This window comes from Stenotrophomonas sp. PS02297 (genome assembly GCF_029959705.1).
GTDB lineage: Bacteria > Pseudomonadota > Gammaproteobacteria > Xanthomonadales > Xanthomonadaceae > Stenotrophomonas > Stenotrophomonas nitritireducens.
The window spans coordinates 1-25,995 of record NZ_JASCOS010000005.1 but is presented as its reverse complement, the minus strand read 5'-3'; the positions used below and the strand labels follow the sequence as shown (position 1 = coordinate 25,995).

Annotated in this window: 17 protein-coding genes and 2 pseudogenes; 5 read left to right on the top strand and 14 right to left on the bottom strand. The window is 61.8% G+C overall.

Annotated features, from left to right (window positions below; all coding sequences use genetic code 11):
* From QMX80_RS02180 to QMX80_RS02160, 5 genes are all read right to left on the bottom strand, one after another.
* Entirely contained in the window at nucleotides 1-906 is a 906-nt protein-coding gene (locus QMX80_RS02180; RefSeq protein ID WP_253133510.1) for a WYL domain-containing protein, read from the bottom strand.
* A 244-nt stretch (nucleotides 907-1,150) separates the two neighbouring features.
* Nucleotides 1,151-1,648, bottom strand: a complete 498-nt coding sequence (radC, locus tag QMX80_RS02175) for a DNA repair protein RadC (protein WP_253133508.1) — start codon at nucleotides 1,646-1,648, stop codon at nucleotides 1,151-1,153.
* Between the two features lie 83 nt (nucleotides 1,649-1,731).
* Nucleotides 1,732-2,634 (bottom strand): hydrolase or metal-binding protein, encoded by a 903-nt coding sequence (locus QMX80_RS02170; protein ID WP_253133506.1) that lies wholly within the window; start codon nucleotides 2,632-2,634, stop codon nucleotides 1,732-1,734.
* 11 nt (nucleotides 2,635-2,645) lie between these two features.
* Nucleotides 2,646-3,632 carry a lambda-exonuclease family protein gene (locus QMX80_RS02165; RefSeq protein WP_253133504.1) on the bottom strand — a complete coding sequence of 329 codons (987 nt, stop codon included), beginning with the start codon at nucleotides 3,630-3,632 and terminating at the stop codon, nucleotides 2,646-2,648.
* A gap of 72 nt (nucleotides 3,633-3,704) precedes the next feature.
* On the bottom strand, nucleotides 3,705-4,661 hold the full coding sequence (locus tag QMX80_RS02160; RefSeq protein WP_253133502.1) for a DUF932 domain-containing protein: 957 nt from the start codon (nucleotides 4,659-4,661) through the stop codon (nucleotides 3,705-3,707).
* Nucleotides 4,662-5,597: 936 nt separating this feature from the next.
* Between QMX80_RS02160 and QMX80_RS02155 the strand changes: the two genes are divergently transcribed.
* Nucleotides 5,598-5,900: an AlpA family phage regulatory protein gene (locus tag QMX80_RS02155; RefSeq protein WP_253133501.1), complete on the top strand. Its 303-nt coding sequence runs from the start codon at nucleotides 5,598-5,600 to the stop codon at nucleotides 5,898-5,900.
* Between the two features lie 163 nt (nucleotides 5,901-6,063).
* The gene (locus QMX80_RS02150; protein ID WP_253133500.1) at nucleotides 6,064-7,347 is read left to right on the top strand and encodes an inovirus-type Gp2 protein; all 1,284 of its coding nucleotides are present in this window, start codon (nucleotides 6,064-6,066) and stop codon (nucleotides 7,345-7,347) included.
* Between the two features lie 108 nt (nucleotides 7,348-7,455).
* On the opposite strand, the gene QMX80_RS02145 is transcribed toward QMX80_RS02150, so the two are convergent.
* From QMX80_RS02145 to QMX80_RS02135, 3 genes are all read right to left on the bottom strand, one after another.
* Nucleotides 7,456-15,147: a UvrD-helicase domain-containing protein gene (locus QMX80_RS02145; RefSeq protein ID WP_253133498.1), complete on the bottom strand. Its 7,692-nt coding sequence runs from the start codon at nucleotides 15,145-15,147 to the stop codon at nucleotides 7,456-7,458.
* A 96-nt stretch (nucleotides 15,148-15,243) separates the two neighbouring features.
* On the bottom strand, nucleotides 15,244-16,134 hold the full coding sequence (locus QMX80_RS02140; protein ID WP_282274979.1) for a hypothetical protein: 891 nt from the start codon (nucleotides 16,132-16,134) through the stop codon (nucleotides 15,244-15,246).
* 259 nt (nucleotides 16,135-16,393) lie between these two features.
* The gene (locus QMX80_RS02135) at nucleotides 16,394-17,632 is read right to left on the bottom strand and encodes a tyrosine-type recombinase/integrase (protein ID WP_253133494.1); all 1,239 of its coding nucleotides are present in this window, start codon (nucleotides 17,630-17,632) and stop codon (nucleotides 16,394-16,396) included.
* Between the two features lie 273 nt (nucleotides 17,633-17,905).
* Between QMX80_RS02135 and QMX80_RS02130 the strand changes: the two genes are divergently transcribed.
* The gene (locus tag QMX80_RS02130; protein WP_070470379.1) at nucleotides 17,906-19,453 is read left to right on the top strand and encodes a site-specific integrase; all 1,548 of its coding nucleotides are present in this window, start codon (nucleotides 17,906-17,908) and stop codon (nucleotides 19,451-19,453) included.
* Nucleotides 19,454-19,472: 19 nt separating this feature from the next.
* Here QMX80_RS02130 and QMX80_RS02125 read toward each other — a convergent pair whose 3' ends face one another.
* The gene (locus QMX80_RS02125; RefSeq protein ID WP_005408295.1) at nucleotides 19,473-19,661 is read right to left on the bottom strand and encodes a hypothetical protein; all 189 of its coding nucleotides are present in this window, start codon (nucleotides 19,659-19,661) and stop codon (nucleotides 19,473-19,475) included.
* 12 nt (nucleotides 19,662-19,673) lie between these two features.
* A complete protein-coding gene (locus tag QMX80_RS02120) occupies nucleotides 19,674-20,081 on the bottom strand; it encodes a hypothetical protein (protein ID WP_282274977.1) in 408 nt (135 codons plus the stop codon).
* A 326-nt stretch (nucleotides 20,082-20,407) separates the two neighbouring features.
* Here QMX80_RS02120 and mobQ point away from each other — a divergent pair, with 326 nt between their 5' ends.
* A complete protein-coding gene (gene mobQ, locus QMX80_RS02115; RefSeq protein WP_083298673.1) occupies nucleotides 20,408-21,124 on the top strand; it encodes a MobQ family relaxase in 717 nt (238 codons plus the stop codon).
* Here mobQ and QMX80_RS02110 read toward each other — a convergent pair.
* The 4 genes and pseudogenes from QMX80_RS02110 to QMX80_RS02095 form a co-directional block, all read right to left on the bottom strand.
* Nucleotides 21,080-22,456 (bottom strand): Dyp-type peroxidase, encoded by a 1,377-nt coding sequence (locus QMX80_RS02110; RefSeq protein ID WP_253133490.1) that lies wholly within the window; start codon nucleotides 22,454-22,456, stop codon nucleotides 21,080-21,082. The two genes, mobQ and QMX80_RS02110, sit on opposite strands and share 45 nt — an antisense overlap.
* 1 nt (nucleotide 22,457) lies before the next feature.
* Nucleotides 22,458-23,153, bottom strand: coding sequence for a hypothetical protein (locus tag QMX80_RS02105; RefSeq protein WP_049452914.1), 696 nt, complete (start codon nucleotides 23,151-23,153; stop codon nucleotides 22,458-22,460).
* A gap of 24 nt (nucleotides 23,154-23,177) precedes the next feature.
* The gene (locus QMX80_RS02100) at nucleotides 23,178-24,269 is read right to left on the bottom strand and encodes a catalase family protein (RefSeq protein WP_070470375.1); all 1,092 of its coding nucleotides are present in this window, start codon (nucleotides 24,267-24,269) and stop codon (nucleotides 23,178-23,180) included.
* Nucleotides 24,270-24,520: 251 nt separating this feature from the next.
* Nucleotides 24,521-24,729: pseudogene (locus tag QMX80_RS02095) on the bottom strand (hypothetical protein).
* Nucleotides 24,730-25,023: 294 nt separating this feature from the next.
* Between QMX80_RS02095 and QMX80_RS02090 the strand changes: the two are divergent.
* Nucleotides 25,024-25,308: pseudogene (locus QMX80_RS02090) on the top strand (transposase); the annotation flags it as partial.
* Nucleotides 25,309-25,995 lie beyond the last annotated feature (687 nt).

The window sequence follows — 25,995 nt, the reverse complement described above, 5'->3', positions numbered from 1 at the left end:
TTATTGCTCTCCCTTGTTTTGGTCGGGCGAGCGGTAACCCGGCGCCAACACAGCGTTCTTGACGCCGTACAGCGCCAGGTGATCTTTCAACCAGAGCCTGAATTCATAACCGCGCAGACTGTGGTCCGGAGAGCAGTCCACACTCCACTGACGCAAGATGTATCCTGCGGTGGCAGCACGCAGCTTCATTCGCAGTGACCCGCGAACCATGCCGTAATCCATCTCCGTAATTTCAGGGCGGGGCTGGTCCGGGTGCGGCACGATCTCCAGCTCAACAATCCGGGTCCATTGGATGTCCTGATCACTGCGCTCATGGGGCTGCACATCTGCATCCTTCATAAGGACCGGGCGCTTGATCCGAGTGATGACGAAATCCCGGAACTCTTGGGATTTCCGGTCGAAGGCGCGGACGTGCCAGCGCAGGCCGTTGTCGATCAGCGCGAATGGGACGATCTCCCGCTCCGTGCGGCCATTTGAGATCGAGTGGTACTCGATACTCAATGGGCTTTCCTGGTAAATCGCGCGAGTCACGGTGGCGAGGACATCGAGATCGGGCAGCGCGAGCCTGGAGGGGCTTTCACTAGCTACCCACGCCTTGCGCTGCAAAGGCTCACCGTCACCGAATCCCTGGGCCAGCCACGAGAGCACTCGCTCCGGCGCGAAGTCGAACACCGGGTCAAAAGCTGGTCCTAGAACGTAGGACTTGCCCTTGGGGTCGTAATCGAGGTTCCCGGGCGCCATCTCTTTGTAAAGCGCGAGATCCCTGGATGCGGCAGCGGATTGGATGGCAAACCGCGTCATCAGATCCTGGCGGCGAATCTCCCCTATGAACCGGAGCCGCAACTCGACGAACGCGAGCCGGTCGCGTTGCGGCTGGGTCAGATCACGAAGCGGTTCTTCTGACATTCGACGGCAGTCCCGGGCTGTTCATCTTGGAGTATATGGTCTTCTTGAAGGCATGTACACCGCATCTTTTTGATGCTTATCACGCCACGTGCCCGGACGGGTCGGTGGAATCGATTGCCTGAGGAAGTCCTCGATCCCTTGACGTGCCGGGCAAGACGCTGCGATATAGCCGCGGACAAAAAAGAATGGTGCCGACCGCAACCCAGGGGGACGCCACGGCGTCGCCCCTGGGCTGCGAAAAGGCCTATAACCATCCCCTTTCGGCCATGCTCACCGTCTGTCGTCCGCCGACCACAACATGGTCGAGAAGCCGAACGTCCACTAGCGCCAACGCTTGCTTAAGTCTCGCAGTGATCGCCCGATCGGCGGCTGAGGGCTCCGCGTCACCCGAAGGATGGTTGTGCGCCAGGATGATCGCGGCCGCGTTCAACCGCAGCACCTGCTTCACCACTTCCCGGGGATGGACTTCGGCCCCGTCGATGGAGCCGTAAAACAGCTCCGCGTAGTGGATCAGGCGGTGGCGGGTGTCCAGCAACACAGCGGCGAAGATTTCCCGCTCGGCGCCGACGAGCTTGTCTTGGAAGAACCGTGCGGCGACCTGATGATCGGTGAAGCTCATCCCGCGTTGGGTCCTTGCATCCACGATGCGCCTCGCCGCCGCCAGCACCGCGTCCGGGTCGGCCGGCGCGTAGCGGCGCCGGTTGCTGCGCACATACAGCCCCGGCATGGGTTCGTCTGTCATTTCCTTGCTCTCCAATTACGGAAGGGCGCGAGTGCGCCCTTCCGGTAGTGGTCCAGTGGTGGTTTCTTCCCTTGAGAGCCAGGTCATCTGGTCCCCGCACGCGCGGCCTTCTCCTGCAGCCGCGCCCTTAGCGGGGGCCGCGTTGCATATGGCTCCGTTGTGCTGGCGGCCGTTTCCGGGAGGGCTTCCGGATAAAACTCCTCCACCACCGCCGGCACGTCTTCCTCCAGCTCCTCGAACGCACCATTGGCGAATCCGCGCCGAGCGGCGTCGTCCAAGGCGGCCTGGTCCAGCCCCGCTGCCCGCCGGGTGGCGTCCACCTCCCGGGCCTCGGCGATGGCGTGCTCCAGCGTCATCCCCGAGTGCACCACCAAGTCGACGTAGTAGATCGCCGCGCGGTGGCTCATCGTGGTCGACTTGCCCCGCAGCTTCAGTTCCAGCGGCATGCAAGCCAGCAGACCGCCAGAGACGGCGCTGTAGTACTGCATGCGCGCCGCCAGGGTCCGGATGGTGTTGAAGGACGTGGTGCGCAGCACGAAGCTGCCCAACGCATCGTCCTCTGCGTCCCCGACCATAACGTTGAGGCGAGCGTACGCCTTGCAGCTGCCCGCCGCGAACGCACATGCGGTCGGACCGGGGCATGCGAGCGTTGCGATGCCCTCCTGGGTGGACCTGCGGCAGCTTTCGCCGTTGCCGACACAGACCGGTCGGCCGGTGTCGCGGTCGAACAAGGAGTAGTCCGCCCGAAGGTTCAGTCCCGGATCGTTGAAAAGCAGCCGGACCGGGATCGACCTAAGCTTGCCCTCGGCCTGCTGGCGCAGCGCCTCGTCCAGCGGGTGCAGAACCCAGCCGTCCCGATTCTGGATCTGGCTGGTCAGGGTGAACTGGTCGTCCTTCTCCGGCAGGCGCTTGCCGTTGCGCTCGACCACGCGCCCGATGGAAATCCGCCCGACCACGGGCGGGGTAATCACAAGTCCCTTCAACATGATGTCGCCCTCTAAGGTTGGTTGGGGGTGTCGGTGTGGACGGCCAGAACGAACCGGCGCGCGCCGGGACGCACAACCGAGTACTGGGCCGCGATGTCGGGGCGCTCGGCGGTCAGCCGCTTGGCGTCGAACGACGTGCCGTCCTTGGCCCGCCGGTAGGTGACCGAGCCATTGGCGAAGATCGCCTTGGATGCATCGCCCATGGCCTGCTGGATTGCCTGCTTGAGCGTTTCGGCCCGTTGCTGCTGGGCGTCGAGCTCTGAGCGCAGCCCGGCCAGCTCGTCGAAGACCTGGCAAAGCGCCACATCGCCCGTGAAATCCAGACTGGTGTCGTTGCCGGGGTACAGGTGGCGCAGGGCCCGGGCGGCCGACTCGCTGCCGTCCGCGGCCGGAGGTGTGTCGGTCTCGACGCACTCCCAGAAGCGGGCCTCCAGCACGACCAGCCGGGCGATGATGTCCTCGTCCCGGACGATCCGGTGGATCTGCAGGTCCTGGCCGCAGAGCAGAACTGCCACGTCCGCGGCGTGCTTGCCTGTAACTGCCAACTGGTGCTGGACCTGGAGCTGGACGTACTCGGGCACCCCGTCCTTCCACAAGCGCGACCCGAATTCCCCCGCGCTCTTGCACTCGAGTATCTGGACGTCCGGATCGCCCACGACCTCGCGGTCGATGTTGGCGAGCATGAAAGGCAGGGTCGGATGCTGGAGGACGGCATTGAGCTTCCGAACCCTGCGGCCCGTCTTCTGCTGGTAGGCCACGGCCACATACGGCTCCAGCAAAGTGCCCCAATATCGCGGATCGTCCATGCCGGGCTGTTGGTCGCTGGCCGGCTGCCGCCCGGTCTTCTCAAGCCACAGCTCCAGCTGGCTCTTGTAAGGGTTCAGGCCAACGGCCGTGGCCGCATCGGAGCTGCCGATGCCACCACGGCGCACCTCAAGCCACTGCCCGCGGTCCAGCGTGCGCGTATCGACAAGTCGCAGCGCGTTCTGCTTCTTCATGTGCAATCTCCCAAATGAAAACGCCCGGCCAGATGGCCGGGCGTTATGACGTGCTGGTAAAGGACGGAAACCTTAGGACACCAGTTCCAGGACGCTTTCCCAAGCCTTCTGCTTGATTTGCGCACCTTGTCCGAACCACGCCGCGTCTCGACGGTGGTCGTCGCTGCGCGCGCGGCGGTGGTGGTCCACGAACTCCGTGACGCTGTTAAGCAGCCCCCAGGCGGTGCCTCGGCTGGAGGCCAGCATCGCCCCGCGTCCACCGCCTTCGTACAAGGCCCGGGCGTTTGCCAATGCCTGCTCGTTGACCACGGTCGCCTTGCCCTCTGCAACCGGGTAGGTCAGCACGCGACGCAACAGGCCCTCCACCGAGTCTGGATCCACCGGACATTCGGCGAGCGCCTTCATCCGGGCGACAAAACCATCCCAGGCCGAGACGGTGATGCCCAGCTGCCGTTTCACCGTGTCCGCGTCGAAATGGCTGCGATGCGGCACCTTGATCGCACCGCTGGCGCCACCCAGCGCAATCCGCAACGTGTTGTTGCAGACCACGCGCACCGATGTGAACTGTGCGGTGGTAGCTAGCGTTCCGTCACACGCCGTGGCCAGCAACAGGTACCCGTCCACGCGGTCGCGCCCCTTGAGAACGGTGCTTTGCCCGGTCTTAGCCAGTGCCCAGAACTTGCGGCCTTCCCGGAGCACGCCGGCAGTCTCAAGCTCGAAGCCACTGTGTACTGTCAGGTCACGGTAGAACTCCAGAACCTCTCCCGGCTGCACCACCTTGAAACGCTTACTGACAACCGCCAAAGGCGCTTTGGTGTCCGAGCGGTAAAGCACCTTCTGCTCGGGGAAGGCATTGATGAGGCCAACGTTGTTGCTGCCGGTGATGTAGCGCACCTCGGACTCTTCGACCGCCCAGTCCATCCCGGCCTGCTCCCTCCAAACGTCGATCGGCTGGCGGGGTGCCAGCTTGTTGCCTAGGCCATGCCACGGCTTCTCGCCGGCGTAGGCCATCGATTGAACTAGATGCATGGGAACTCCATTCGGTTGACGGCACAAAAGCAGAAGGCCCGCCGGTAAAGGCGGGCCTTCTGCTGCCAGGACACTGGCTCAGGGAAAGCGAATGTCGCGCTTGGTCAGCAGGCTCACCAGAATTACAGCGGCCAGCGTTACAAGCTGAACAATCGTCTCCTTGGTGTCATCGCGCATGGCTCTGACCTTGCCGTAAGCGCTTGGGACGTAGCGCTCAGACGTGAAGCGAGGATCTCCCGCTTCAAGTGGGTATTAAGGGTTTGAGAGAATTTTGAATCGCGACAATGCGAGACGCGCCCAAGGCCAAGCGCAACCGAAAGCCTCGCTCCTTCGCCGCGTAACTCTTCTGCAATTCTCTCGCTGACCCGGCGTGCCCGGTTGAAATCCGCCCCCCCTAACCGAGGGGGGCCGCATGGCCTGCATGCACGAACGCCGATGTAATAGCACTCCTGCTGACCGGCATGGCCATCGATCCTCCGACCGAAAACTCCCTAAACTCGCCGGGGGCCCCCGCCATAGGTATCTCCTACGGAGAAGCCGCTTCAGTGGAAACCACCCGGGCAGAGCGAGGCTGTGCGGACAAGCCACGGCCCACAGGACCCCGACATTGAGCCGTTCTGCCGTCCGGCCGGCCAGGACCGGCGAGGTCGAGAACCCGAACCTAGTGTTGGCTCGGCTACGACTGTCCGGCGCCGTCAGCGCGGAACCACAATCACTTGGGTCGGATTGGGTCGTCACGTTGGTTCCTCCCCAGGTTTGGCCCCCCTGATCCCGCGCTCGGCAACAAACGTCGGTCAGAGATGCCCGCGCGGCGATCCATTTTCCCCACCTTTTTTCCACCCGATCTCAGTTTTCCGCTCCTTATTCATCGCCCCAGAAAACGCGCATCGTGGCCGCAGGCAGGCAAAGGGCCTGTCGCTGCACCGAGATCGCGTTATGAACCTTCACTACAACTGTTCAACCCACACGCCCCATTCGAACACCGATACCAAGGGCATCGCGCCCCCACTGACGCGCTCCAAGCGAGTTCTGCGTAAGAAGGACCTGGCGAAGAAGCTCTCGTGCTCCGAGAGCACCATCGATAACCGCCTGAACCCGTCGAGCCGCTGGCACGACGAGACGTTCCCGCGCCCCGTTCCGCTGGGCGCTGGCGGCTCGCGCAGTTCCGCCAAGGGCTGGATCGAATACGTCATCGACGAGTGGCTGGAAAGCCGCATGGAGGGTGCCCGCCGCATGTAACAGCTCACTAAGTCGACGTAGCAAGTCATCACACAAAAACCCCAACGCGCTTGGGGTTTTTATTTTCAAGGCTGGGAGAAGCGGGGCCCTCGATCCCGCTCGAATTCCGGTTTCTATCCTATTAATTAGTTAAATCAATCAGCACATACAGAGAAGCATTCACATGAATGAGATCGATCAGTCCACCTCATACACCCAGGCAGTCGCCTTCGACTGTGACCTGCTCCTTGAGCAGATGCCCGACCTTCCCATTGTCCCCAAGTCCAAGGCTCCGCTGATGCCCCCGGCAGAGCAGGACCACCACCTCTTCGTACGTAAGACCAGTCAACGCTACGGACAGACCTATGTCGGGCAGGAACACGACTTCATCTACTGGCTGCTCCGAGCAGAGAAACTCGTCGACGCCATCGCCCGGAGCGATGACCAGCCGGTTGAAGTTGTGCACGATCGAAGGGGGCAGCCGCGCTATCAGCTAACCCAGATCGGCAAGGCAATCTTCAACGTATGCAAGGGCTACAACCAAGACAGTGCGGAGTACTACAAGCACCACCGCTTTAATCCTCCCCTGACCGTTATGCTGAAGGTCGTCGACCAGTGTTCGCCTGAGCTCTGGGCTCACACCCGTAACGGCGATCCGGTACTGAGTGATCCACGAACGCGTGAGATTCTCGAGAACGCGGCTGCTTCCATCCGCGCATCATGTCGGAGCCAGGCCTACAAGGACGAAGTCGACAATTACAAGCGCAACGAAGAGAAGAACATCACCAGCTGCTGCGAGTATCTGGCAGCCCAGTTCCAGCGTCGTTCGCAGCTGCTGATCCTACGGGTTGATCTCTACTTCCGCCCGGCGTTCAAGGGCTGGGGCTACACTCGCGAAGCGGATGGCCACTACGCGAGGTTCCTGCGTGCTCTGCGCGAAAATCGAATCGTTCCCGACGTCCTCGGTTACATCAGCAAGCGCGAGGACGGGATCGATCGTGGCATCCACTTTCACGTCCTCATTGTCCTGGACGGGCACAAGCACCGTGATGCGGCCAATCTGACCCGCATGGTCGGAGAGGACTGGGTCCGCCGCTGCGGCCATGGAGAGTACGAGGATGGGGTGGATGTCGGCGAGACGGGCAAGAAGGCCAAGGCGAGCTATTTCAACTGCTACACCCGGACGGACCAGTACCGTTTCAACTGCCTGGGTCTGATCCATCCGACGGACACTGACAAGCTGCGCGGCTTGCGCCTGGCGATCGAGTACCTGTGCAAGGAAACCACGCAGCTCAAACCCAGCCCGCCGAAGTCCCTGGCAGGCGACGAGGACGCCGACACCGCGAGCAAGAAGGGGATCCGCAACCTGCGCAAGGGAATCATGCCGAAGGGTCACAGCGGCCGTGGCGCGCCCAGGAGCAGCGGCCTGGACACCTCAGCCATTGATCGAGAGTTGCTGAAAAAGTGACCTCAAATCTTGCTTCCAGACGAAGGGCCGGCTTGCCGGCCCTTTCTCTTGACACGCCCCGGGGAGCACGCAGGAGCCGTGGTTACGCTGCTAGGAATCTAGCGAACATCAGCGGAGGCGCCCCGAAACAAGCACAACGTACCCCCAGCCACGATCACGAACACAGTCTGCCAGCGTCTCGTCGATTGAGTCCGGCCGGAACCGCAGGACCGCGCTGACTTTCAGCGAAGCATTCGGTCCGCCGACTACATGTTGCTTCGCAAGAAAGCCGACCTGTGTCAATTGTCCTGAACTCCCTCGATGCATGAAAGACTTGAACGCACCGCCCCCCCACCCGCCAAGCACGATTGGATCACCTATCGCGACTTCAGTCTCGATATAGCGCTGACACTCATCCGGAGTTGGGTTGAATGCGTTGCGTTGCATGGCCCAACCGAGCGAGACATCCTCCATTGAACCGATCAACACATGGCCGTCTGTGCGCAGGCCGTCATACGGCACAGGATCCTTCCTTCCCCAGCTCCGCTCGCGATCACCGCGGTAGTACGTCAGATTCCTCTTGGCCCGGGTCATTCCCACATACAGCAGCCGCGCCTCTTCCGCGGCATCGCCTTGGAGATCCGGTCCCAGTCGATCCCACCCTGCAACGCCGAACTGAATCATCGACGGCAGAATTACTACGTTGTCGAACTCAAGCCCCTTCACCTTATGCAGTGTCGAAACTACTGCCGTTGACGCTTCATCGACCGTCCCCAGCAACCGCACGAGTTCATCGGTTCTCAATTCATCGACAAACTGAACGAGCGAGGAAAGATGGGGGAATGAACGCTCGCGGCAGCACAGCTCCCACAGATCGTCCAGCGTGACGTCGGACGTAGCCGGCCTGGAGTATTCCGGAACACCTCCAGCTTGCACCGTCCGGTTGAAGATCTCTCGCCGCAAATCCTCTGAAAGTGCGGCGTCGCCTTTGGCAGCAGCCTCCCGAAGATGGTCCAACCAGAGCGCCACGTGCCTCAGCTGGGCTACGCGCAGATTGGCGCCCCCCTGCACCCTCAATTTCGGCAGCGCCTGGCTCAACAGTCTGTGCGCTTCAGCGACCTCAGCATTCGAACGACAGAGCACGGCGGTCGACTCGCCTTCGCGGCCGGTCAGGTCCTTTAGCAAAGCTGCAGTGCCTTCTACCGCCTCGCCCCACGTTCGACCGCTCCACTCGATCGCCTGGCACGCCCCTTCCCTGGCTCCCGCACGTGATCTCAACCGGGAGGACTTCAGACGCCGGGAGCGGCTCGTGCGCTCGAAGAACCCTGAGATCATCAACTGGCTGCGTTCGACAATGCTCTCGCCAGATCGGAAATTCACGCCCAGCAGGAACTCCTGGAAACTTCCTCCCCCGAAATCGTGCGTAAACTGATCAAAGTACTTCTCGGAGAACTGGTGAGCACTACCATCATTCTTCCGCTGCCAGCGCAGGATGTCCTGGTCGTCGTCACCAATCACCATGACCCCTGCCCTAGACCCGCTGCCGGAGTGGAGATACTTGATGACCTGATACACGTCATCCGTCACGTCCTGGAATTCGTCCACAAGGACACAACGTGCGCCGCCGGCTACCCTCTGGGCGAACGAAGGATCTTTCGACAGCCGACTGGAAAAATCAGAAAGCAGGGTTTGCACACTGTCTCTAGTAATCTCAACCCCCTCCCGCGCCAGGCTCCGCATAGCCAGCGAGTGGAAGGTCGAGACCCGCAGACGCCCCGCGTAGGCTGCATAGCCCAGCGACTTGAACAGCTCGCGAATCCGTCGCCTGATCTCAAAGACGACTGCGCGATTGAACGCAAGCACGATGATTTGCGAGGGATCGATGTTCTGCTCCCGGATCAGGTGCGCGATTCTTCCTACAAGGACAAAGGTCTTGCCAGCCCCGGGACCCGCGTTGACCATGATGTGCTGATCAAACGGCGCCTTGGCCACCTCCCATTGCGCTGATTCTTCCGAGCCCCTGAATCTCTCGAAGAACTCAACCGCTTTCGTGGCGCGGAGCTTCTCCTGCATCTCCAAGAGCAAGGTGGAGGGGCCGTCCCGATCCTCGCTGACTATTTCACCCAGTTGCGAATCAAGGAACTGCTTGATCGCAGGGCCATCAGCGGCATCGAAATACCCTTCGATGAAGACCGGGTGGGCATCCGTGTTCACGTTTGCGAACACCTCCATTGCCAGATTTCGTGCCTCTGCAAGTTCATTGACCTGCCTGAGCTCGTCCCAGATATCCGCCTGATCCTCAAGCCTGCCATCGACATTGGATACTGCTACGACATGTGACAGCGGAACCAACTCCGGCGAAATGCTGACAAGGCTCATTGCCGACAAGAGCGCGGCCACTTTGTTCAAGTCGGATTCGCGGAAACGGCCGTCATGGCTTCCGGCACGTAGCTGATCCACAAGTTTCGAAATCGGGATCGATCTCTGGTTTGCGACGGCCGCGAACAGGGACTTCGCCCCCTGCAGGAAACGTTGCCGTCTGGAATCTGCTTTGGACCATGACGACCGCGGAAGCACTGCCTCCCAGATGACTTTATCGTCGGCCCGAACCAGCTGGCGAAGCTTGACTCCGGATGCACGCGCAAGGCTTCTGAAGCCGTTAATGAACAATCTTTCATACATCCGGCGCTTGTCATCGCCGACCCGCGGCCCCTCTACGTCCTCGACCATCTCAAACGGATTGAACTCGATTCGTCCGTTCTTCGCGAGCCGGCGTATGAGTTCGGCTACTCCGCCATCGACGTACTGGAAGAGCTCGCTGATCTTGGTGGATGGCTCAGATGCAAGCTTGCGCGGAACAACGTCAATCTCGCGATTCAGCGATACAGCCCCACGCTTTTCGAGGTCGCCTAGGACTGCCAGCACATCTCCCATCGACTTGATCGCACTGCTGCGCAGCTTGATCTGGGAGAGATTGAGAATCACCGTCTTTGCCGTGGCGGCCTCACCGCTCGACAACCCGGCGTGTGCGGGACGTGGGCTTGGAAGCGACCGCGCCGGAGTTCTTGCCGAGCCATCGAACAGCATGCCCACCGTGTCGGACAAGCTGGAAAACAGCCGTCCGAGCACGTCGATCGTGCCGCCGAGAAGTCCTGCCGGGGTTGGAGAAGCGCCAAAAACGGAGCCGCCTCCAAGGGATGCACCTGCAAGCGAAGTGTCCACCGAACCAATTTTAAGAATCAAACCGGCTACTTCAGCAGCCAAACCATCCTCCTGGGATATCCGCTCAAGCGAGGACGGGTAGGCAGTCACCTCAATCAGATCCGGGACGGAACCGCACAGGCGGACGCGTTCGGCCCGTTCGAGCCAGTACAGCCCCATTCTGACTCGCGTCGCGGCCGCGCGTCTGGCGGCCGGACTTTGCCCCACGGGGTTCTGTGGCGTGCCGTAGCCCTCGGCAGGAACGATCGCGAGCTGCTGGCCATCCACCTGGTATGCGTGCTCGCACACCTTTTCGTGGAGATCCCTGATGATTGGAAGGGATAGGGCGCTGCGCGCCCGCAAACCCCGGATCGACTCGAAGTCCTGATCCGAGAATAGCAGCGTGGCGGAAAGCTTTTCGAGCTGCGCATTCTTACGCTCCCGCTCCCCGCGCCCGATCCGGCCAACCTCCTGCAGGTAGTCCTCGAGGTATCCCGGCGGTGCAAGGTGCACGACCCAATGGATATCCGGAATATCCATGCCCATGCCGAAGGCCTTCGTCGCCACGAGGACATCAAGGTCACCGTCAAGAAAGCGCGTGTAGATCTCTTCCCGCGAGCCTGCATCCAAGCCCGCATGGTAGTAGTCGACCTGACCGCTGGTGGCCCGGGCAAGCCGCTGCGCCACGACCTCCGCGTGGTATCGGCTGGATACAAAAACTACGACGGCACTACGTTGACCCGTCGACGCCCGGTTGCGCCGTGCCGCCGATACGGCTTCTTCGATGTGAGGCAGACGCTCCGCCAGTGCCTTGTCAAAGTTCCGCCGGTCGTTGAGCATGCCACGCACACGACGCGGCTCAACGGCAATATGCGTTCGCAATGGATTGGAGAACGAGTCCGGCCTTGCCAAGAGCGGCAGTGGAGATCCCGTCTCTCCGGAATCTCCGGACATGACGGCCTGCAAACGGACCCTGTCGGACGCGGTGATCGTTGCCGACAGCAACAGGAAAGGCGTCGGCTCACTCAAATCCATTGCACGACACATGCGCAGCAACAGATTCAGCGCATGAAAGTAGTCCGGCCTGAACTCGTATCCCCACTGATTCACGCAATGGGTTTCATCCACTACTACATGCTCCAAGCCTTTGTCAGCTTGCATGCGTTTGTGAAGCACATCGAGGAAAACACTGCTGCGTGTCCGCTCTGGCGCGACATACAGCAGCACGATGCGATGATCGAGTACGCCCTGGATCACTTCGGCGATCTCGCTGGGCGGTCGATCACCGCTCAGATAGTCGACTGACTCGGAGAAACCCTGCTCCCGCAGGCGCTCCACCTGATCCCGCATCAAGGCCTTCAACGGCGAGATGACCAATGTCAACCGTCTATTGCGTAGGCCACGGCAGAGCGCGGGAACTTGAAACAGCACCGACTTGCCCTCGCCCGTCGGCAACGAGACGAGAACATTAGCGGAGCGTTCGCAGATGGCTTCCATCGCAATCTTCTGCGACGGCTTGAAGCCGGTGACGCGATTCCCACCGCCCCCGCTTCGAGGCTGCCAGTTCGCCACCAGGAAGCGTTCCATAGCCTCGATGCCGGAAGGAGCCACCTCTCGCACCAGCTTGAACGGCGACAACACAAGCTCCAACCGTTGCGCCTGCTCAGCCAGGAATGGCGTCTCCACAAGCTGGAACGAGTCCGCCAAGTTCGACAGCCCCTTGGCCATGTCGCCCACGCGCGGATCAATAAGGATGGTGGGGAGCTGCGACGCTGACAGCCCCACATCGGCCATCCATCCATGCAACCGGGCCCGCAACAAGGCAGGCGCAGACTCAAGTACAGCAGCGCCACTAACGACGGTGGCGCCGCCCGCCTTCTCGGTCTTTTGCCCAGAATCACAACCTGCCTGCGCGGCAATGCGCGTCTCCGCACAGGCATGCCACTCCTCGATCGGCAGTGCCTCGACCACAGGTTGCAGCACCACGCCTGCCGACTGGGCAAGCGATTGCCAGACGGGCCACTGGTCGACCACGTCGACCAGCGCGAGGCCACCACTCGAGGCGCGAAGCATGTGTTCACGTTGGCTGCGGTGTTCCGGTTTCACCTCGCCAAGCCCGATCTCCGCCAGCCCAACTGTCAATAGATCACGCAGCGCCTCGCTTTGGGTACTCGCAATCAGGAGAATCGGAACGGTTCCCGCTCCAAACGTCGCCACTTCTTTGAACGTACGAAGCACCTCGGCCCAGTAGCTGCCCTGGTCCTCGGCCCGCGGATGCAACACGTGATGGCGCCGCGTTGCGACCTTCGGACGGCATGACGGAACCGGCGCGCCCTCGGCACGAACGATCGCCGCATCGCTGACGGGGAGCGTCGTGAATGCAGCCAGACCTCCTCGAGAGTCGAGCACGTGTGCGGCACGGTCGACGAGCAACCATCGCAACGCAGATCCGGTTTCACCGATACGCATGAATGGCGCTGCGGGCATTTCACCCAGCATCTGCGCAACATCGCTTTGCGCAACCTTCCGTCGATCGAGCACGAGAACATCATCGCTGAGCCCGGTCACCACGCAGGACGATGGATCCCTGCTGGCCCACCAGTCAACGCTGGCGGGCAACGACGCGATACGCCAGCCCGAACCGGCCTTCGGCACTACGCACGCCATGTCGACCGCCGACCGCAGGCGGGCGTCACGTTCAAGCAGCCAGACCGGAATCATGTTCCGCCGCAGCGCGATGCCCTGCGCGGCAGCCAGCTCCCCAACAGCCACCAGGACCCGAGCAGCCGGGTCGGACGCGGCGTCTGCCGGCAGGGCCTTCTTAAGCAAGGCAACGTCAACTTCCCGCCACTCGGCCGCCAGCCCTTCGCTGGGGTCCGCCGAGACCACCGACGCGCCCGGAACCCAGTCGATCTCCCCGAGCCTGCTCTCGGGCACGACGACCAGCTTTGCAGGCGAGGTTCCCTCCGCGGTCATGAAGCCCGGGAACTCGCGGGCAAAATCGCGGACGCCCCGCTGGGCCTCAATGACCGCATCCAGCAGTCGGGCAGAATCGGTGAACTCGCCGATCAACACACTGCGTGCAATATCTTCAGGCAGGCCCTCTAGCTGTCGCTTGAACAGCTGCAAAGTGTCAAGTGCATCCCGGTCCGCATGATGCCGCCCACCGAGCGCGTGCGACGCCGCCTGCGGCTCCAGAAGGTACCCGATGAGCAACGTGTCCCAGATCAATGGCACCGAAGTCGGCGCGATGTGGCGGGCAACAATCGGCCAGTCCCATGCCAGGGCATTGTGACCTACCACCAATGGCGCAGCGTGGACTCGCTGCCCCAGGTCGGCCATGGCCACATCCAGGTCGGTCCCGCTACGCTCATCGTGAAGAAGGCTGGCCTGTCCGTTGCGTGCGCAGCCGATTTCCCAGATGCGCTTACCGTCGGTTTCCAGGTCAAACGCCAGTGACGCAGCGGTAAGCAGCGTCCTTGCACGTGATGGTTCCTGTTGGAGTTGCTTGTCCAGCCCTGCCGGATTCTTCCGCCACCCTGACACCAGAGAAACCTGGCGCGCGGCTGGAAGTCGATGAAACAGCGAAACCGATAGATCGAGATTACGGTCCGCCCACGCTTCAGCCTGTACTTCGGACAGCAATCCGTTACGCACGATCCTGTCCAGCCAAGCATCGATGAACGCATCCCGCGGGATGTCGTAGGCCAGGAAACGCGTTGCCAGCTCGACCTCGGATGCCTCGGCTCCTGGGAAACAGGACTCCCAGTTGCCACGCGGTTCCGACAAGGCCCGGCTGAGCAGGTGCCATTCAAGGAGGCGGGAGCGGGCGTCCGGAGAAAGCCTCTGGCGTTGAATCCACGAGGGGTCTGGTGTCCCCAGCACGGCCAGCTGTGCTGGCTCGAACACTTCCAGCATCCGCGTGAACGCGCAAGCCGGGCTGCCTGGCGACAGGCAGGCAGCAAACTGGTAGTGCGACTTCGCCAGCCGGCTACTGACCTGATGTGCTTCCAGATCAGCCGGCGACATCTCGGCCAGACGTTCGCAGACGACCTGTCCCAGTACCTCGTCTTCCAGGTCGGTGGGTGCCGGCGCATTTCCACCCCACGGCTTCGCGTACCACGCTGTTTCAAACAGGCCCCACAGCGCATCCCGCGGCAACTCACCTAGGCGCTTGCGCCGCAAAGCGTCCACAGATGTCTGATCCGTGGGCGCATTCCCTAGCGAAGCTGAAGAGATTTCGACGGGCGCCCACAAGACTGCACCCTTCTTGGGCTCGTGTGGACGCCGTGGGTCGCTGCCCGTAATGAAAAGCACCTGCGATCCCACAGGGGGAAGCTTTTTTCCGTCAGGCAGCCGGCCCGGATATCCCCTGAAGTGGAAGAACACGTCCTCGCGCGCGCCACCAGAGATGAAGCCGAAGCCCCGTTCTTCGTCGAGCCTGGCCACAGTTCCGAAGCGTGGCAGCTTCAAGAAGAGCATTCCCTCATCAGATTGTGGCTTCTTACCAGATCCTAGCGGCCGACCACCGGTCTTGGAATTGGTCTTCCTAGTGTCCACAACCTCTCGCTCGGTCGGCTGTAAGCCCAATGTCTTCAGCTGGTCGGCCAGCGTGCTCATGATTGTTCATCCCCTTGCTGGCACACACGCGTCTCCCAAAGTCTTGGCGAAATGGAAAATGACCGGGTGTGCGCGTTACCCATCCCCGGCTTGGCGTCACCCTCGATCGCTGCGGATGTGCCTAAAGTCGCTCTTGTGCTTGTTGCGCCGGTACTTTTCACCGGTGATGAAGTAAACCAACGACTGCACCTGATCACTGTCTTCCCGGTCAAAGAAGCCAAGACCAACCAAGAGATCCACCAATTTTTCCCGATCGCCGCCGAGTCCTGGTTCCTTAGCACCACTCCAACGGCAGGCGGCATATAGGAGTTTTCTGAGCTTGTGATTGATGAAATCCTGATCGAGGAATGTATCCGCCGGAACCTCTACGGCCTCTTCGGGAAGATCAATCTCCCCAAGGCCCTCGGACGAATAGTTGTAGCCGGGGTTGGCGAGCGTCGCCGCGAACTCATGCCGACCGTCGTTGAAAGGCTTGGGATTCTTCTTGTAGCCGGCATTCAACTCTCGAAATTCTGCCGCAAGCGATGGCGCATCGATCTCACTGCGCGCCCTCCCTCGATTTCGATAGGCTTTGCGGAGGATCTCGTATACCAATGGCGACGAATCTTTCAGCCCATAGGGGTCATCCGGCGCATCTCCACAGGCTGGCACAAGCACATCCTTAGCAGTCGGCGTGCTTTCCAAGGCGTCACTAAGTGCGGGCGCCTCAACGAAAACATCCTTGAAACTGACCCCGTGAAGAATGTACGAATACTGGCTTCTGATGCGATTCAACGTCTTCACGACCACAGGAGCACCCGAGCTGGCATCAAACTCGGTTGGCACCTTGTCGGCGATGGCCCGCTCGGTGGGCAAGAGGAAACCCAGCAAACCCTTTCGATACTTGAAATCGATTGAAGGAATGCCATCGTGCGTCAACGCGGATTCCAGACCTCCCGCACTGAATTGGTGCAATGCGACGGGGGGATATTCGAGAACGTCACGCAACTGCGATGTATCGAGCTGCAAATACCGTATCTGGGCCTGATTGCCATCAGCCCGCACGGGACCTTGGGTTGACTTCTGGGGCCACAGAAGCTGGTACCCAGGAGGAAAGGGGTCAATGGAGAGAAGGCTGACCCGAAATCCCTTCGGGACCTTGACGTAGAACCTGTCGTATCCAGCCTCAAGGAGCCTGTGAACGAACTCAACAGGGTCGTTCCCGTCAAGCATGCTGGCTAAGGGCCGAACTCGAATGGCTGGCGATTCAGGCGTCATGCGGCGAGGCATCCTTCTTGGGGTTCTTTGCAGGTGGGTGAACAAAGTCGGCCCAGGCCTGCATCATCGGACGACGTTGCTCCAAGAGATCTGTGCGGTGGTAGGCGGCCTCGACCTTGTCCTTGACCGTATGCGCCAACGCCCGCTCTGCCAGGTCACGGGCATAGCCTTGCTCGCTGCACCAGTCGCGGAAGCTCGAGCGGAACCCGTGGGCGGTCGCAATACGCCCAGGCGTGTCGCTCGGTGCGTTCGCTCTCCGCAACAAGGCTGTGAGCGTCATGTCCGACATGACCGAACGAGCCTGCACAGAGGGAAAGACAAGTTCGTCGTGATGGCCTTCCTGGCGCCTGAGCAGCTTGACGGACTGTTCCGACAATGGCACTCGATGAGGCTGTTTGGCCTTCATGCGAGCAGCAGGAATCGTCCACAGCTTCGCGCGAAGGTTCACTTCCGCCCACGTCATCCCGCGCACCTCGCCGGAACGACTGGCATTCAGGATCAGGAACAGCAAAGCATTTCGCGTGACTTCGTACTCGCCAGCTCCTGCAAGTTCTGCTTTCACGAACGATGGAAGCTTCGCCCAGGGCATTGCTGGCTGATGCTCCTGCCGGACAGACTTTCCCGGCTGCAGCGGAAGCAGATGTGTTACGACATCGACCGGGTTGGCTTGGTTAAATCCGTGCGCCCAACCCCACGCCATTACCGCGTGTAGCCGTTGCTTCACGCGACTTGCCGTCTCTGCCTTGTCGAGCCAGATGGGGCGGAGGACATCCGCAACGTGCCGCGGTTGCAACTGGTCGATGGAAAGGGAGCCAATCCGTGGAAACGCGTACTCAGTCAGCGTATTAAGCCACTGCTGTGCGTGCTTGGGATTCTTCCACCCGGGCTTTAGTTCCGCGTGGAGTAGCTCCGCTGCTTCCTGAAAGGTCGGTGTCTTCGGCTTAGCGTGGTCAGCCGCCTTAACCTCCAACGGATCCTGCCCACTCGCGATCTGCTCGCGCATTTCTCGCGCCAGTTTACCCACCAGAGCAATCCCAACTTCGGGGTAGGCACCCAAGCCGGCGTTGCGTCGCTTGCCCGTGGCAGGACTGACGTAGCGCAGCACCCACTTACCCTGCCCCTTCTGTGAGGGCGACGGATGCAGCGTCAGGCCAGTTATGCCTCCGTGCGGGACAGCCTGACCGCCAGGGCTCAGGCTGCGAGCCTTTGCATCCGTGATCAATCCCATGTCCTTCCTCGGCCCCCCTGTTTCCGGTATGCCATCGAGTATGCCATTTGATGTTTGCTTCCTTTAGGTGTCGTTGGGGTCGATTGGTACGCAGCTGTAGCTAAGTTGCTGAACCGCGCGCTAGAATTTTCAAAGGTTGAGATCGGCTGGGCCCCGTTGGGCATCGCCCGAGCAGTTCTTCTCTCCGCCAGCATTACATAAGCCCCTGTTTTTACAGGGGTTTTTTGTTGGCTAAAAGATCGCGGGCAGGGCACAAATCGGGGCACAACTCCGATGGCACTTCCTCACTACCTTACGCAGGCCGCGTCAGGCCGTTACCTCTTCCGCATCCGCGTTCCCTCTGCATTGCGTGAAAGGGTTGGACGCGCTTTCCTCAAGCGTTCGCTGGGCGCTGACCTGCTGGCCGCACGGTTGGCCGCGTTGGAGCTGTCCGCCCGCTATGCTGCGGCTTTCACCGCCATACAGGACACAGGGATGAGCAAGGACGACGTGGACGCGTTGATTGCACGCTTGAGCAAAAGCCGTCTGCCGGAACTCACGCTGGAACGCACGCAACGCGCCGATGGCTCCATCGTCGAGCGCTGGCAACTGGACAACGACGACGACGTCCGGCTTTACCGCCAAGCCACGGCCCCACGCGGTCGCAATGCCGAACTGGCAGCGATGTATGAAAAGGACCCGCTCATGGCCATGCTGGACGGCTACGAGCCCCCTGCCCCCTCTCCGGCACCTGCTGCACCTGCGCCAACGGCTCCGGCCGCTACTGTGGCCGAAGCCATTTCCATGGGCAAGGCGCGCGACGCATGGCTGAAAAGCCTTGAGGCGTTCACCAGCCCCAAGACCCTGACCATCAAGGGCACGGCCATCAACATGCTGGTGGACTACATCGGCAGCAACCACCAGGTGCACACCATCGGCCGGCCTGACATGGCGCGCTTCTATCAACACTTGCGCGACAAGGGCAACAGCACGCCCTCCATCTACAACAAACAGTCCTACCTGGGCGGTGCGGGCGGCTTCTTCGATTGGGCCACCAAATCCGGCCACTTCCCGACCGTGGACAACCCGGCCAAGGGTCACGTGCGTTACACGGCCAAGGAAAAGCGCCAGCGGAAAAAGCTGGGCTTCAAGGCCTTCACCCTGCCCCAGATCCACACTCTCTACGCGCCCGAGCAGGTCGCCAGGCTTTCCCCCGGCACACGCTGGGCCGCCCTGCTGGGCCTTTACACCGGCGGCCGGGCCGGCGAAGTCGGGCAACTACTGCTGACGGACGTGGCAGAGGCCGACGGCGTGCCCGTCCTCCACGTGACCGACGAAGGCGAGAACCAGCGGCTTAAAAGCGATGTCTCCAAACGGGTGGTGCCCATCCACGCCGACCTGCTGGCGCTAGGCTTCCTCAACTACGTGCAGCGGCTGCGGGACCGTGGCGATACCCGCTTGTTCCCGCAAGCCGCCACCAACGCCAAGAACGGGCCCGGTAACTGGATTTCCAAAGCGTTCGGCTACTACATGGGCAAGCTGTCTGCCGATTGGCCGAAAGCCAAACGCGGCTTCCACAGCCTGCGCAAGAGCGTCATCCAGGAGATGCAGACCGCTGGCGTCGCCTCGGAAATGAGGGCCCAAATCGTCGGCCACGAACTGGACGACGAACACCATGCGACTTACAGCCGGGAATTCACCGCCGCCGAGAAACTGCACGGTGCCGGCAAGTCTCCCGGCCTGTCGGTGCTGGCCTATGCGCTCAACTTGGACGCCTTGCGCCCCCTGTTGACTGAGCTGCCTGACAGCAAGCCCAGCAACCGAACCAAGGAACGGGCTTAAACCTTTCCAGCGATGGCCTTCAACGCGGCCATCGCTTCCTGCTGGCGCTCATCGGGCAGCTTAGACACCAGCAACTCACCTCTGCCAGAAAATCCGACGTGGCGTAGAAATACGGCAGCGGCAGGCCCAGCGCATTGGCCAGGAACTGGGCGCGCAGGGCTTCCATCTGTCGGGCCAACAACGGGTCGGGGGTCTTGGGGCGATTCATGACCGCGCCCCTTCACGGGCTGCCGCCCGCGCCTCCAGATGCTGAATACCCTTTTCGCGGAGCTGGCCCCGCACGTTCGGGTGCGTGGCCATCCGCTCGCCAATCACGAGCAGCGCCCCCGACGATTTCGGCCGGGTCCCAGCCATCGGCTTCGGCGGCAATCGTCAGCCCGCCCAGCACGATTTTTCGGTGTGCATCGGCCGAGCGGAACAGCTTGGCACGCTCCTTGGCTTTCTCCCGGGCGACCTGACGGGCCTCCCGTGCTTTCTGTTGCTTCTCCGCCAGCAAGAGTTTGGCTTGCTCCTTTGCAGCCACCTCCAGCAGTTTGGAGAGTTTTAGTTTTTGCTTCTCAACATCTACCACGACACGCTCAAAAATAGCCCTGATAACCAATGCAACCAGAAAACAGGCCGAAGGCAAGGGGGCACCGCCCCAATGCCTGGCGCGAGCGAGCAGCGAGCACGGCTTTTGCTTTTGGCTAAAAAGTTGACAGTTTTTGCGTGCATGGGACCCTGATTGCAGGGGCAAGCGAGCACAGCGAGCAGCCCGGTTCTCAAAGGGTTTTCAGAGGGTGCGAAGCGCCCGAAGAAAACAACAAGAGCGCGGTTATGCAAACTCCTTCGGAGTTTGCCCGCGGTCAGGGGCTTCGCCCCCGACACCCCGCGAACGCCTTCGGCATTCGCTGCCCCTTCCGCCGGACGCCCCCGTAAACGGGGACTGGCGGGCTGTTTTCATCTGGGGATCCCGTGGCCATTTACCGTTGCGAAATCAAAACCGTCAGTCGTAGCCAAGGCGCCAGCGCCGTGGCCGGCGCGGCGTATCGCGCGGGCCTGGACCTTGCCGACCTGCGCACCGGCGAGCGTCACGATTACACCCGCAAGCAAGGCGTGGTGGCCTCGGGCATTCTGGCCCCGGCCGGTTCCCCCGAGTGGGCCCAAGACCCGGCCCAACTCTGGAACGCGGCCGAAGCCGCCGAGACGCGCAAGAACAGCGTGGTGGCACGGGAGTTCCTCGTATCGCTGCCGCACGAACTGACCGACGCGCAACGCGCCGAGCTGGCCCGCGACCTCACCGCCAACCTGGTGGAGCGGTTCGGCTTTGCGGCCATGTTCGCCATCCACGCCCCGGACAAGAACGCCGACGAGCGCAACCACCACGTGCACATCCTCGCCACTACCCGGCGGATGGAGCCCACCGGGCTGGGCGCGAAAACCCGTGAACTGGACGATCGCAAAACCGGGGCGGTGGAGGAAGTTCGCGCAAAAGTGGCCAGTACGATCAACCAGCACCTGGAACGTGCAGGCTTGTCCGCTCGCGTGGACGTGGCGCAAGGCTTAGGCCACCGTGCCGCCTGGGCACGGTGGCCTCTCAGTGCAGGGCCCGCGAGCACGCATAGCGCCCAGCGCGCCCGCGCCGGCTCAATCGAACTTCCCCTCGCCGATCCAGCGCAGCGCGCTCAATGACGGCATGAACATGTACTCGCCGCCGCGCAGGCGATTGAAGGTACTCACATCGGCCACGCGTCGACGCACTGGCGACTGGGGAATCGTGAAGCTGCCGGGCTCCTCGTGCAGGCCGACGATCGGGTCGCGTTCAGAACCCAGGTCGATGAAGTTGCCGCGATTGATCCATTCCTGCTGCAGGAATTCGATCGTGTCGTAGGCCCGGGCGCTGATGAAGATGAAGAAGATCCCGCGATCCGCCTTGGCATCGTCGGTGCCGGTCACGTCATCGCTCCACTTTGGTCCAAACGTGGACGAACGCCGAATGATGCGATGAATGTGCTCGTCGCTGAGGATCGTCAGCTGGCTCCCCCGCGGATTGAGGCGGCGCATATGTGCCGAATGCGGGCACATCCGACCAAGGGCATCATGCTGGTAGTCGAAATCGTTGTTGCGTTGCGGGTCGGCGCCGAGCTCGGGATCGTCTCGTTCCGGCGCTAGCGGTAGCGGCGCGCCGGAGCGCCAGCGTCCGAACATCTTCGCGGCAAGAGCATGCTGGGCCTGCTTGTCCTCGCCTGCATGTATGCGCATGAAATCGTTGAACGCACCCACCCGGCTTTCGTACTTGCGCATCACCACGAACGAGCCGTTGCGCCCCAATACGTCCGGCTGGGGCATGCGCAACGGCGAACCGGCTTCGCTGTTTTCCCCAAGGATGAACTCTCCCGCAGCGATCGCACGCTGCTGCCCGGGCTGTGGTTCCACGCCAGCGCCAGCCACTGTTGGCTGCGAAATCGAATCGCGGAAGCCGAATGGATTCTGGGCATCGGCGTCGGCGCCGAAACGGTGCGTTGCCAGCAAGGTCACGCCACTGCAGGCATTTAGCTCGCCCATGGCTTTGTCCACCGCAACATCCAGATGTACTTCATCGCGCGCATAGATGGTCAGGGCGATATGGCAATTGCCCGGTGTGAACACTTCCTCCCAAGTCTCTGGAGCGTTTTCCCCGAAGTCACGCAGCTGTTCGGCGCGTGCTGCCATTCCCTGCCGGAACGACAGGGGGAAGCTCTCCAGCGAGGACGGCGGCAATCCAAGCGCCTTGAGCCCTTCGTGACTGATGGCCACGCCGATCCAGGTATCAAGCTCCTCGGTCCAGCCGGAAGCAGTGGGGACATGCGGGGCGAGCCGGCGCAGCAGATCGCGCCCACCGCCCGCCTGTTCCACGTGCAGCAAAGCATGAATCCCGACGTAAGGCTCAGGACGCGATCGCAGGATGAGCGCCTGGATGTCATCGAGGTTCAGGGTCACCCGGTCACGACGGAAACGGGCAGCAAGGTCAGCGAGCAGGCCCATGTCAGTAATCCACCCCCTGCGGGACGGAGATGGCCTGCTCCAGCGTCTCCAGCGCTGCACGCGTGGTCGCATCCATCTGCGTATTTTCGGACATCGTATCCAAGAAGGCCTGCAACGCCTTGTCCATGCGTTGGTAACGGCGCACGTCCACTACCGTGACCTGGGGATTGGCGACAAACCAACCGGCCGCGTCGATCTGGTGATCGGCGATGAAATCCTTGACCTGCGGACTGTCGATGCCAGGCCAGCCCTCCACGTTGGCGAACAACAGGTCCATCAAGCCTGGAATCTTGGTGGCGAAATCGTTGATGTAGGTATCCCAGTCACCATCGTAGGCCGTGGCGAACAGGATCCGCGTGTCGTCATCGAACAACACAAACCGCATGTCATGAAGCGTGGACACGCGTTGCGCGCCGTCGAAATTGCCCCCGGTCAGGCCGAAGATGCGCTTGAGCCGATCCGCGCCACCGGGCTTGAGCGTGGCGATGGCCGACAACTCGGAGACATTTCCCGACTGCCGACCGGCGCGACCGGCGCTTTGGGAGCTGCCCTTGTAGGCATCGTTGTGTTGCTTGATCAAGGCTTCGAGCGCGATCCTGGCAAGCTTTGGCAAGTCCTGCGCCAGTTCGCCAGCACGGCGCCGGATCTCCTCCGGCTTGGTCTCATCGGCGAGGCGTGGATCATTCGACGTGGTCATCGGGGGTCCTTGTCGTGGGAAGGCTCAATCCGGGATATCGGCCAGATGCTCCGGCTCGACCCGCGGTTGGGTGTTCATCGCATGGCGGAAACTGCTGGAACGCTCATACGCGGCGCGGCGGATGCGCATGATCCCGCCCAACGGACGATGGGCCTGCACGCCATTCCAGGGATTGAACGACAACACGTCGTCGCCGTAGACCCGGCGTGCGGGCGTATAGGGCGCCTGCGGGGCAAAGCGCAGCGTCGCAAGCGGCATGTGCGGCGAGGCATCCTCGTCCCAGCGCACGGCTGCATCCTCCACAGGCATCTTCGCTACGTCGGTGCACAACTGCGCCCGCAGCGTGTACTCGGCGCCATGACGCGCGAAATGCTGCTCGATCACATCCCGCATCGTCGAGAAGCCGACATCCTCCACGGCCACCCCGGTCAGTGCGCGCACATCGTTGGACGCTGGCACCAGCGAAAGCTTGGCCACGTAGTCGCCGAAACGCAGGGCGCCCTGCGTGTGGTAGGACTCTCCCAGCGGGTTGTGGTTGTCGCGCCCCAGGCCTTCGAGCGTCGCACCGGGCGTCCCGCCCAGCGCTTCGACTGCTTCCTTGGTACCGCGTGCGAGCCCGGCGACGATCCGCTGGAAGATGTCCGGCGCGTGTGCGTTCTTCTCCAGCACGCCCAGCAGTGTCTTGTACTTGGGGATGGTGCCAAAGGCGAGCACGGGGAAGTTCACCATCAGGAAATCCTGATTGCGGCCTCCGATCTGCGGTGACAGACGTTCGCCGTCCACACCGATCAGCTTGATTGCGAACCCGCGCGGCGCCGGGATCGCATCGGAGTGGATATCGCCGGGCGCCGAGGACAGGCGCGCCACCACGCCGTAGGTCGCGGGCCTGCGGAATATCCCCTGCGCAAGTGCTGGCGGGAGGTCCGAATGGACGGACAACTCCCCTTTGAGGACCGCGTGCGATTTTGCATGCGCATCGCGAATGGCATGCCGATGGCGCTCATAGGCAGCACGGTTACCTTCGGCCATCTGCGTGACGATCTCCTCGATCAGACGATCCTCGTCTTCGTCGACGTTTTCCAGTGCTTCGCTGTAAAGAACGGGTTGATCGACCATGGATCTCCTGCGTCGATAGGCATGGCATGCGGTTGTCCGGCACGCCGCCATACGACAGGGTATTGGGGATTACGATACTGACATGCAAGCGTGATGAGGCCATGAAGCCGCTCGCTTCATGGCCTCGGGTTGCAGAAGGTTGGCTCGCTTTCGGCACGCCCTGGCCTCGCCGCATCGGTCCACGCATGAGCGGTGCGTGCCGAGACTTTCCGGTGGGAAGCGTTGGCCTGCTCAACCGATGACCCGCCGGGTCAAGGACGGCACGAAGCTGAGAAGTAGCGCGGGATCAGCTGCGGGGTCTGGTCCGGCAGTTCGACTTCCACTTCGTCGACATAGCACTAGCCCCAGCCTTCGGGCGGCTCGTAGCCTTCGATGATCGGATGGCCGAGCATTACTCGTAGCCCAGCGCGCTTGGCGTGACATCGACAATCTGGTCTTCATGCGTGCAGCGCGGGCGCATGGCTTTCCTCGGGGGGGAGGGGCAGGACGGGCTGGCGCGATGCCGGGTATTGATGGATCTGGGAGACCACGGCGGCGCCCTCGCCCACGGCGGCCGCAACGCGCTTGACCGACCCGGCGCGCACATCGCCTGGGGTTCGACCAGTACCCAAGGAAAACGCGTGACGCGCCTTTGTGAAATCGAAGTGACCTGCCCCCAGTAGCCGTACCACCCATTACTGGTGGAGCCCGGGGTTGAAGGGTACTGCGGTGGGATGGGTTTGGGTTCGGTGGTTGGCAGCAAACTGGGCCGGCGGGATTGAGTCTGCGCGGCGGGACGACCGTCGATGCCACGATCATCGCCGCGCCAAGCTCGACCAAAAACGTCCAAGGCAAGCGTGACCCGGACATGCATCAGACCAGGAAGGGCAACCAGTGGTATTTCGGGATGAAGGCGCACATCGGCGTGGACGATGCCTCTGGCCTGGTGCACCACGTGCGATGCACGGCGGCCAAAGTGGCTGACATCACCCAGACCCATAAGCTGCTGCATGGCGATGAGGACACGGTGTGTGGCGACAGCGGCTATACCGGTGCGGACACCCCTCCATGTTTTATGGGCTTTGGGAAGCGCCCCGATCTAACACCTGAGTACCAGGTGGCTCTGCTCACGGGAATCATGCCTGGGGTAGCTGCCACCCCGTTTTGGGCTTTTCGGCCAATGATGTCCCAGATGCGTACGAAGCCTTCCGCGGGCAAACCGCTAATGACGGCCGTGCTCGGCGCAGCAGCTGGCATCTGCGGAGTGGCTACCAACGGAAACTCATTCGCTTGGAGTCGCTTGCCAGCCAACTGCAGCGCGGCGCCGAACGCTTCTAATGCCATTCCCAAATCAGCCAGGACGTCCTCGAAGATGTCGCTGTTGATTTCCTTGGAATTGCCTTGATCGAGTCGCGTTCTCCGCATCGGCATGATTTTCGTTCCGATCCTGCTATAGACCCATGGACCAAGGTTCGAGCCTGGACATCACCCGAATGTGCAGCCGACGTAAGCAGCGTCACATACGATCGCCTCGGATGTGCCTGAATTCGCTTCTGTATTTGTTGCGCAGGTACTTCTTCCCCGTAATGAAGTAGACCGACGCTTGCACCTGATCACTGTCTTGGGTTCACCCCCGTTTTCACGGACACTTACGAGAAGGCCGATCAAGGCCATGAGGAGTGTTCATGTCGAAGCGAAGGAAGTTCAGCACCGAGTTCAAGCGCGGTGCGGTTGAGCAGGCCAGCCA

Excerpts from the sequence above, each read along its gene's own strand:
- QMX80_RS02180 (WP_253133510.1), bottom strand. The coding sequence starts at position 906 with ATGTCAGAAGAACCGCTTCGTGATCTGACCCAGCCGCAACGCGACCGG.
- radC (WP_253133508.1), bottom strand. The coding sequence starts at position 1,648 with ATGACAGACGAACCCATGCCGGGGCTGTATGTGCGCAGCAACCGGCGC.
- QMX80_RS02170 (WP_253133506.1), bottom strand. The coding sequence starts at position 2,634 with ATGTTGAAGGGACTTGTGATTACCCCGCCCGTGGTCGGGCGGATTTCC.
- QMX80_RS02165 (WP_253133504.1), bottom strand. The coding sequence starts at position 3,632 with ATGAAGAAGCAGAACGCGCTGCGACTTGTCGATACGCGCACGCTGGAC.
- QMX80_RS02160 (WP_253133502.1), bottom strand. The coding sequence starts at position 4,661 with ATGCATCTAGTTCAATCGATGGCCTACGCCGGCGAGAAGCCGTGGCAT.
- QMX80_RS02155 (WP_253133501.1), top strand. The coding sequence starts at position 5,598 with ATGAACCTTCACTACAACTGTTCAACCCACACGCCCCATTCGAACACC.
- QMX80_RS02150 (WP_253133500.1), top strand. The coding sequence starts at position 6,064 with ATGAATGAGATCGATCAGTCCACCTCATACACCCAGGCAGTCGCCTTC.
- QMX80_RS02145 (WP_253133498.1), bottom strand. The coding sequence starts at position 15,147 with ATGAGCACGCTGGCCGACCAGCTGAAGACATTGGGCTTACAGCCGACC.
- QMX80_RS02135 (WP_253133494.1), bottom strand. The coding sequence starts at position 17,632 with ATGGGATTGATCACGGATGCAAAGGCTCGCAGCCTGAGCCCTGGCGGT.
- QMX80_RS02130 (WP_070470379.1), top strand. The coding sequence starts at position 17,906 with ATGGCACTTCCTCACTACCTTACGCAGGCCGCGTCAGGCCGTTACCTC.
- QMX80_RS02125 (WP_005408295.1), bottom strand. The coding sequence starts at position 19,661 with ATGAATCGCCCCAAGACCCCCGACCCGTTGTTGGCCCGACAGATGGAA.
- QMX80_RS02110 (WP_253133490.1), bottom strand. The coding sequence starts at position 22,456 with ATGGGCCTGCTCGCTGACCTTGCTGCCCGTTTCCGTCGTGACCGGGTG.
- QMX80_RS02105 (WP_049452914.1), bottom strand. The coding sequence starts at position 23,153 with ATGACCACGTCGAATGATCCACGCCTCGCCGATGAGACCAAGCCGGAG.
- QMX80_RS02100 (WP_070470375.1), bottom strand. The coding sequence starts at position 24,269 with ATGGTCGATCAACCCGTTCTTTACAGCGAAGCACTGGAAAACGTCGAC.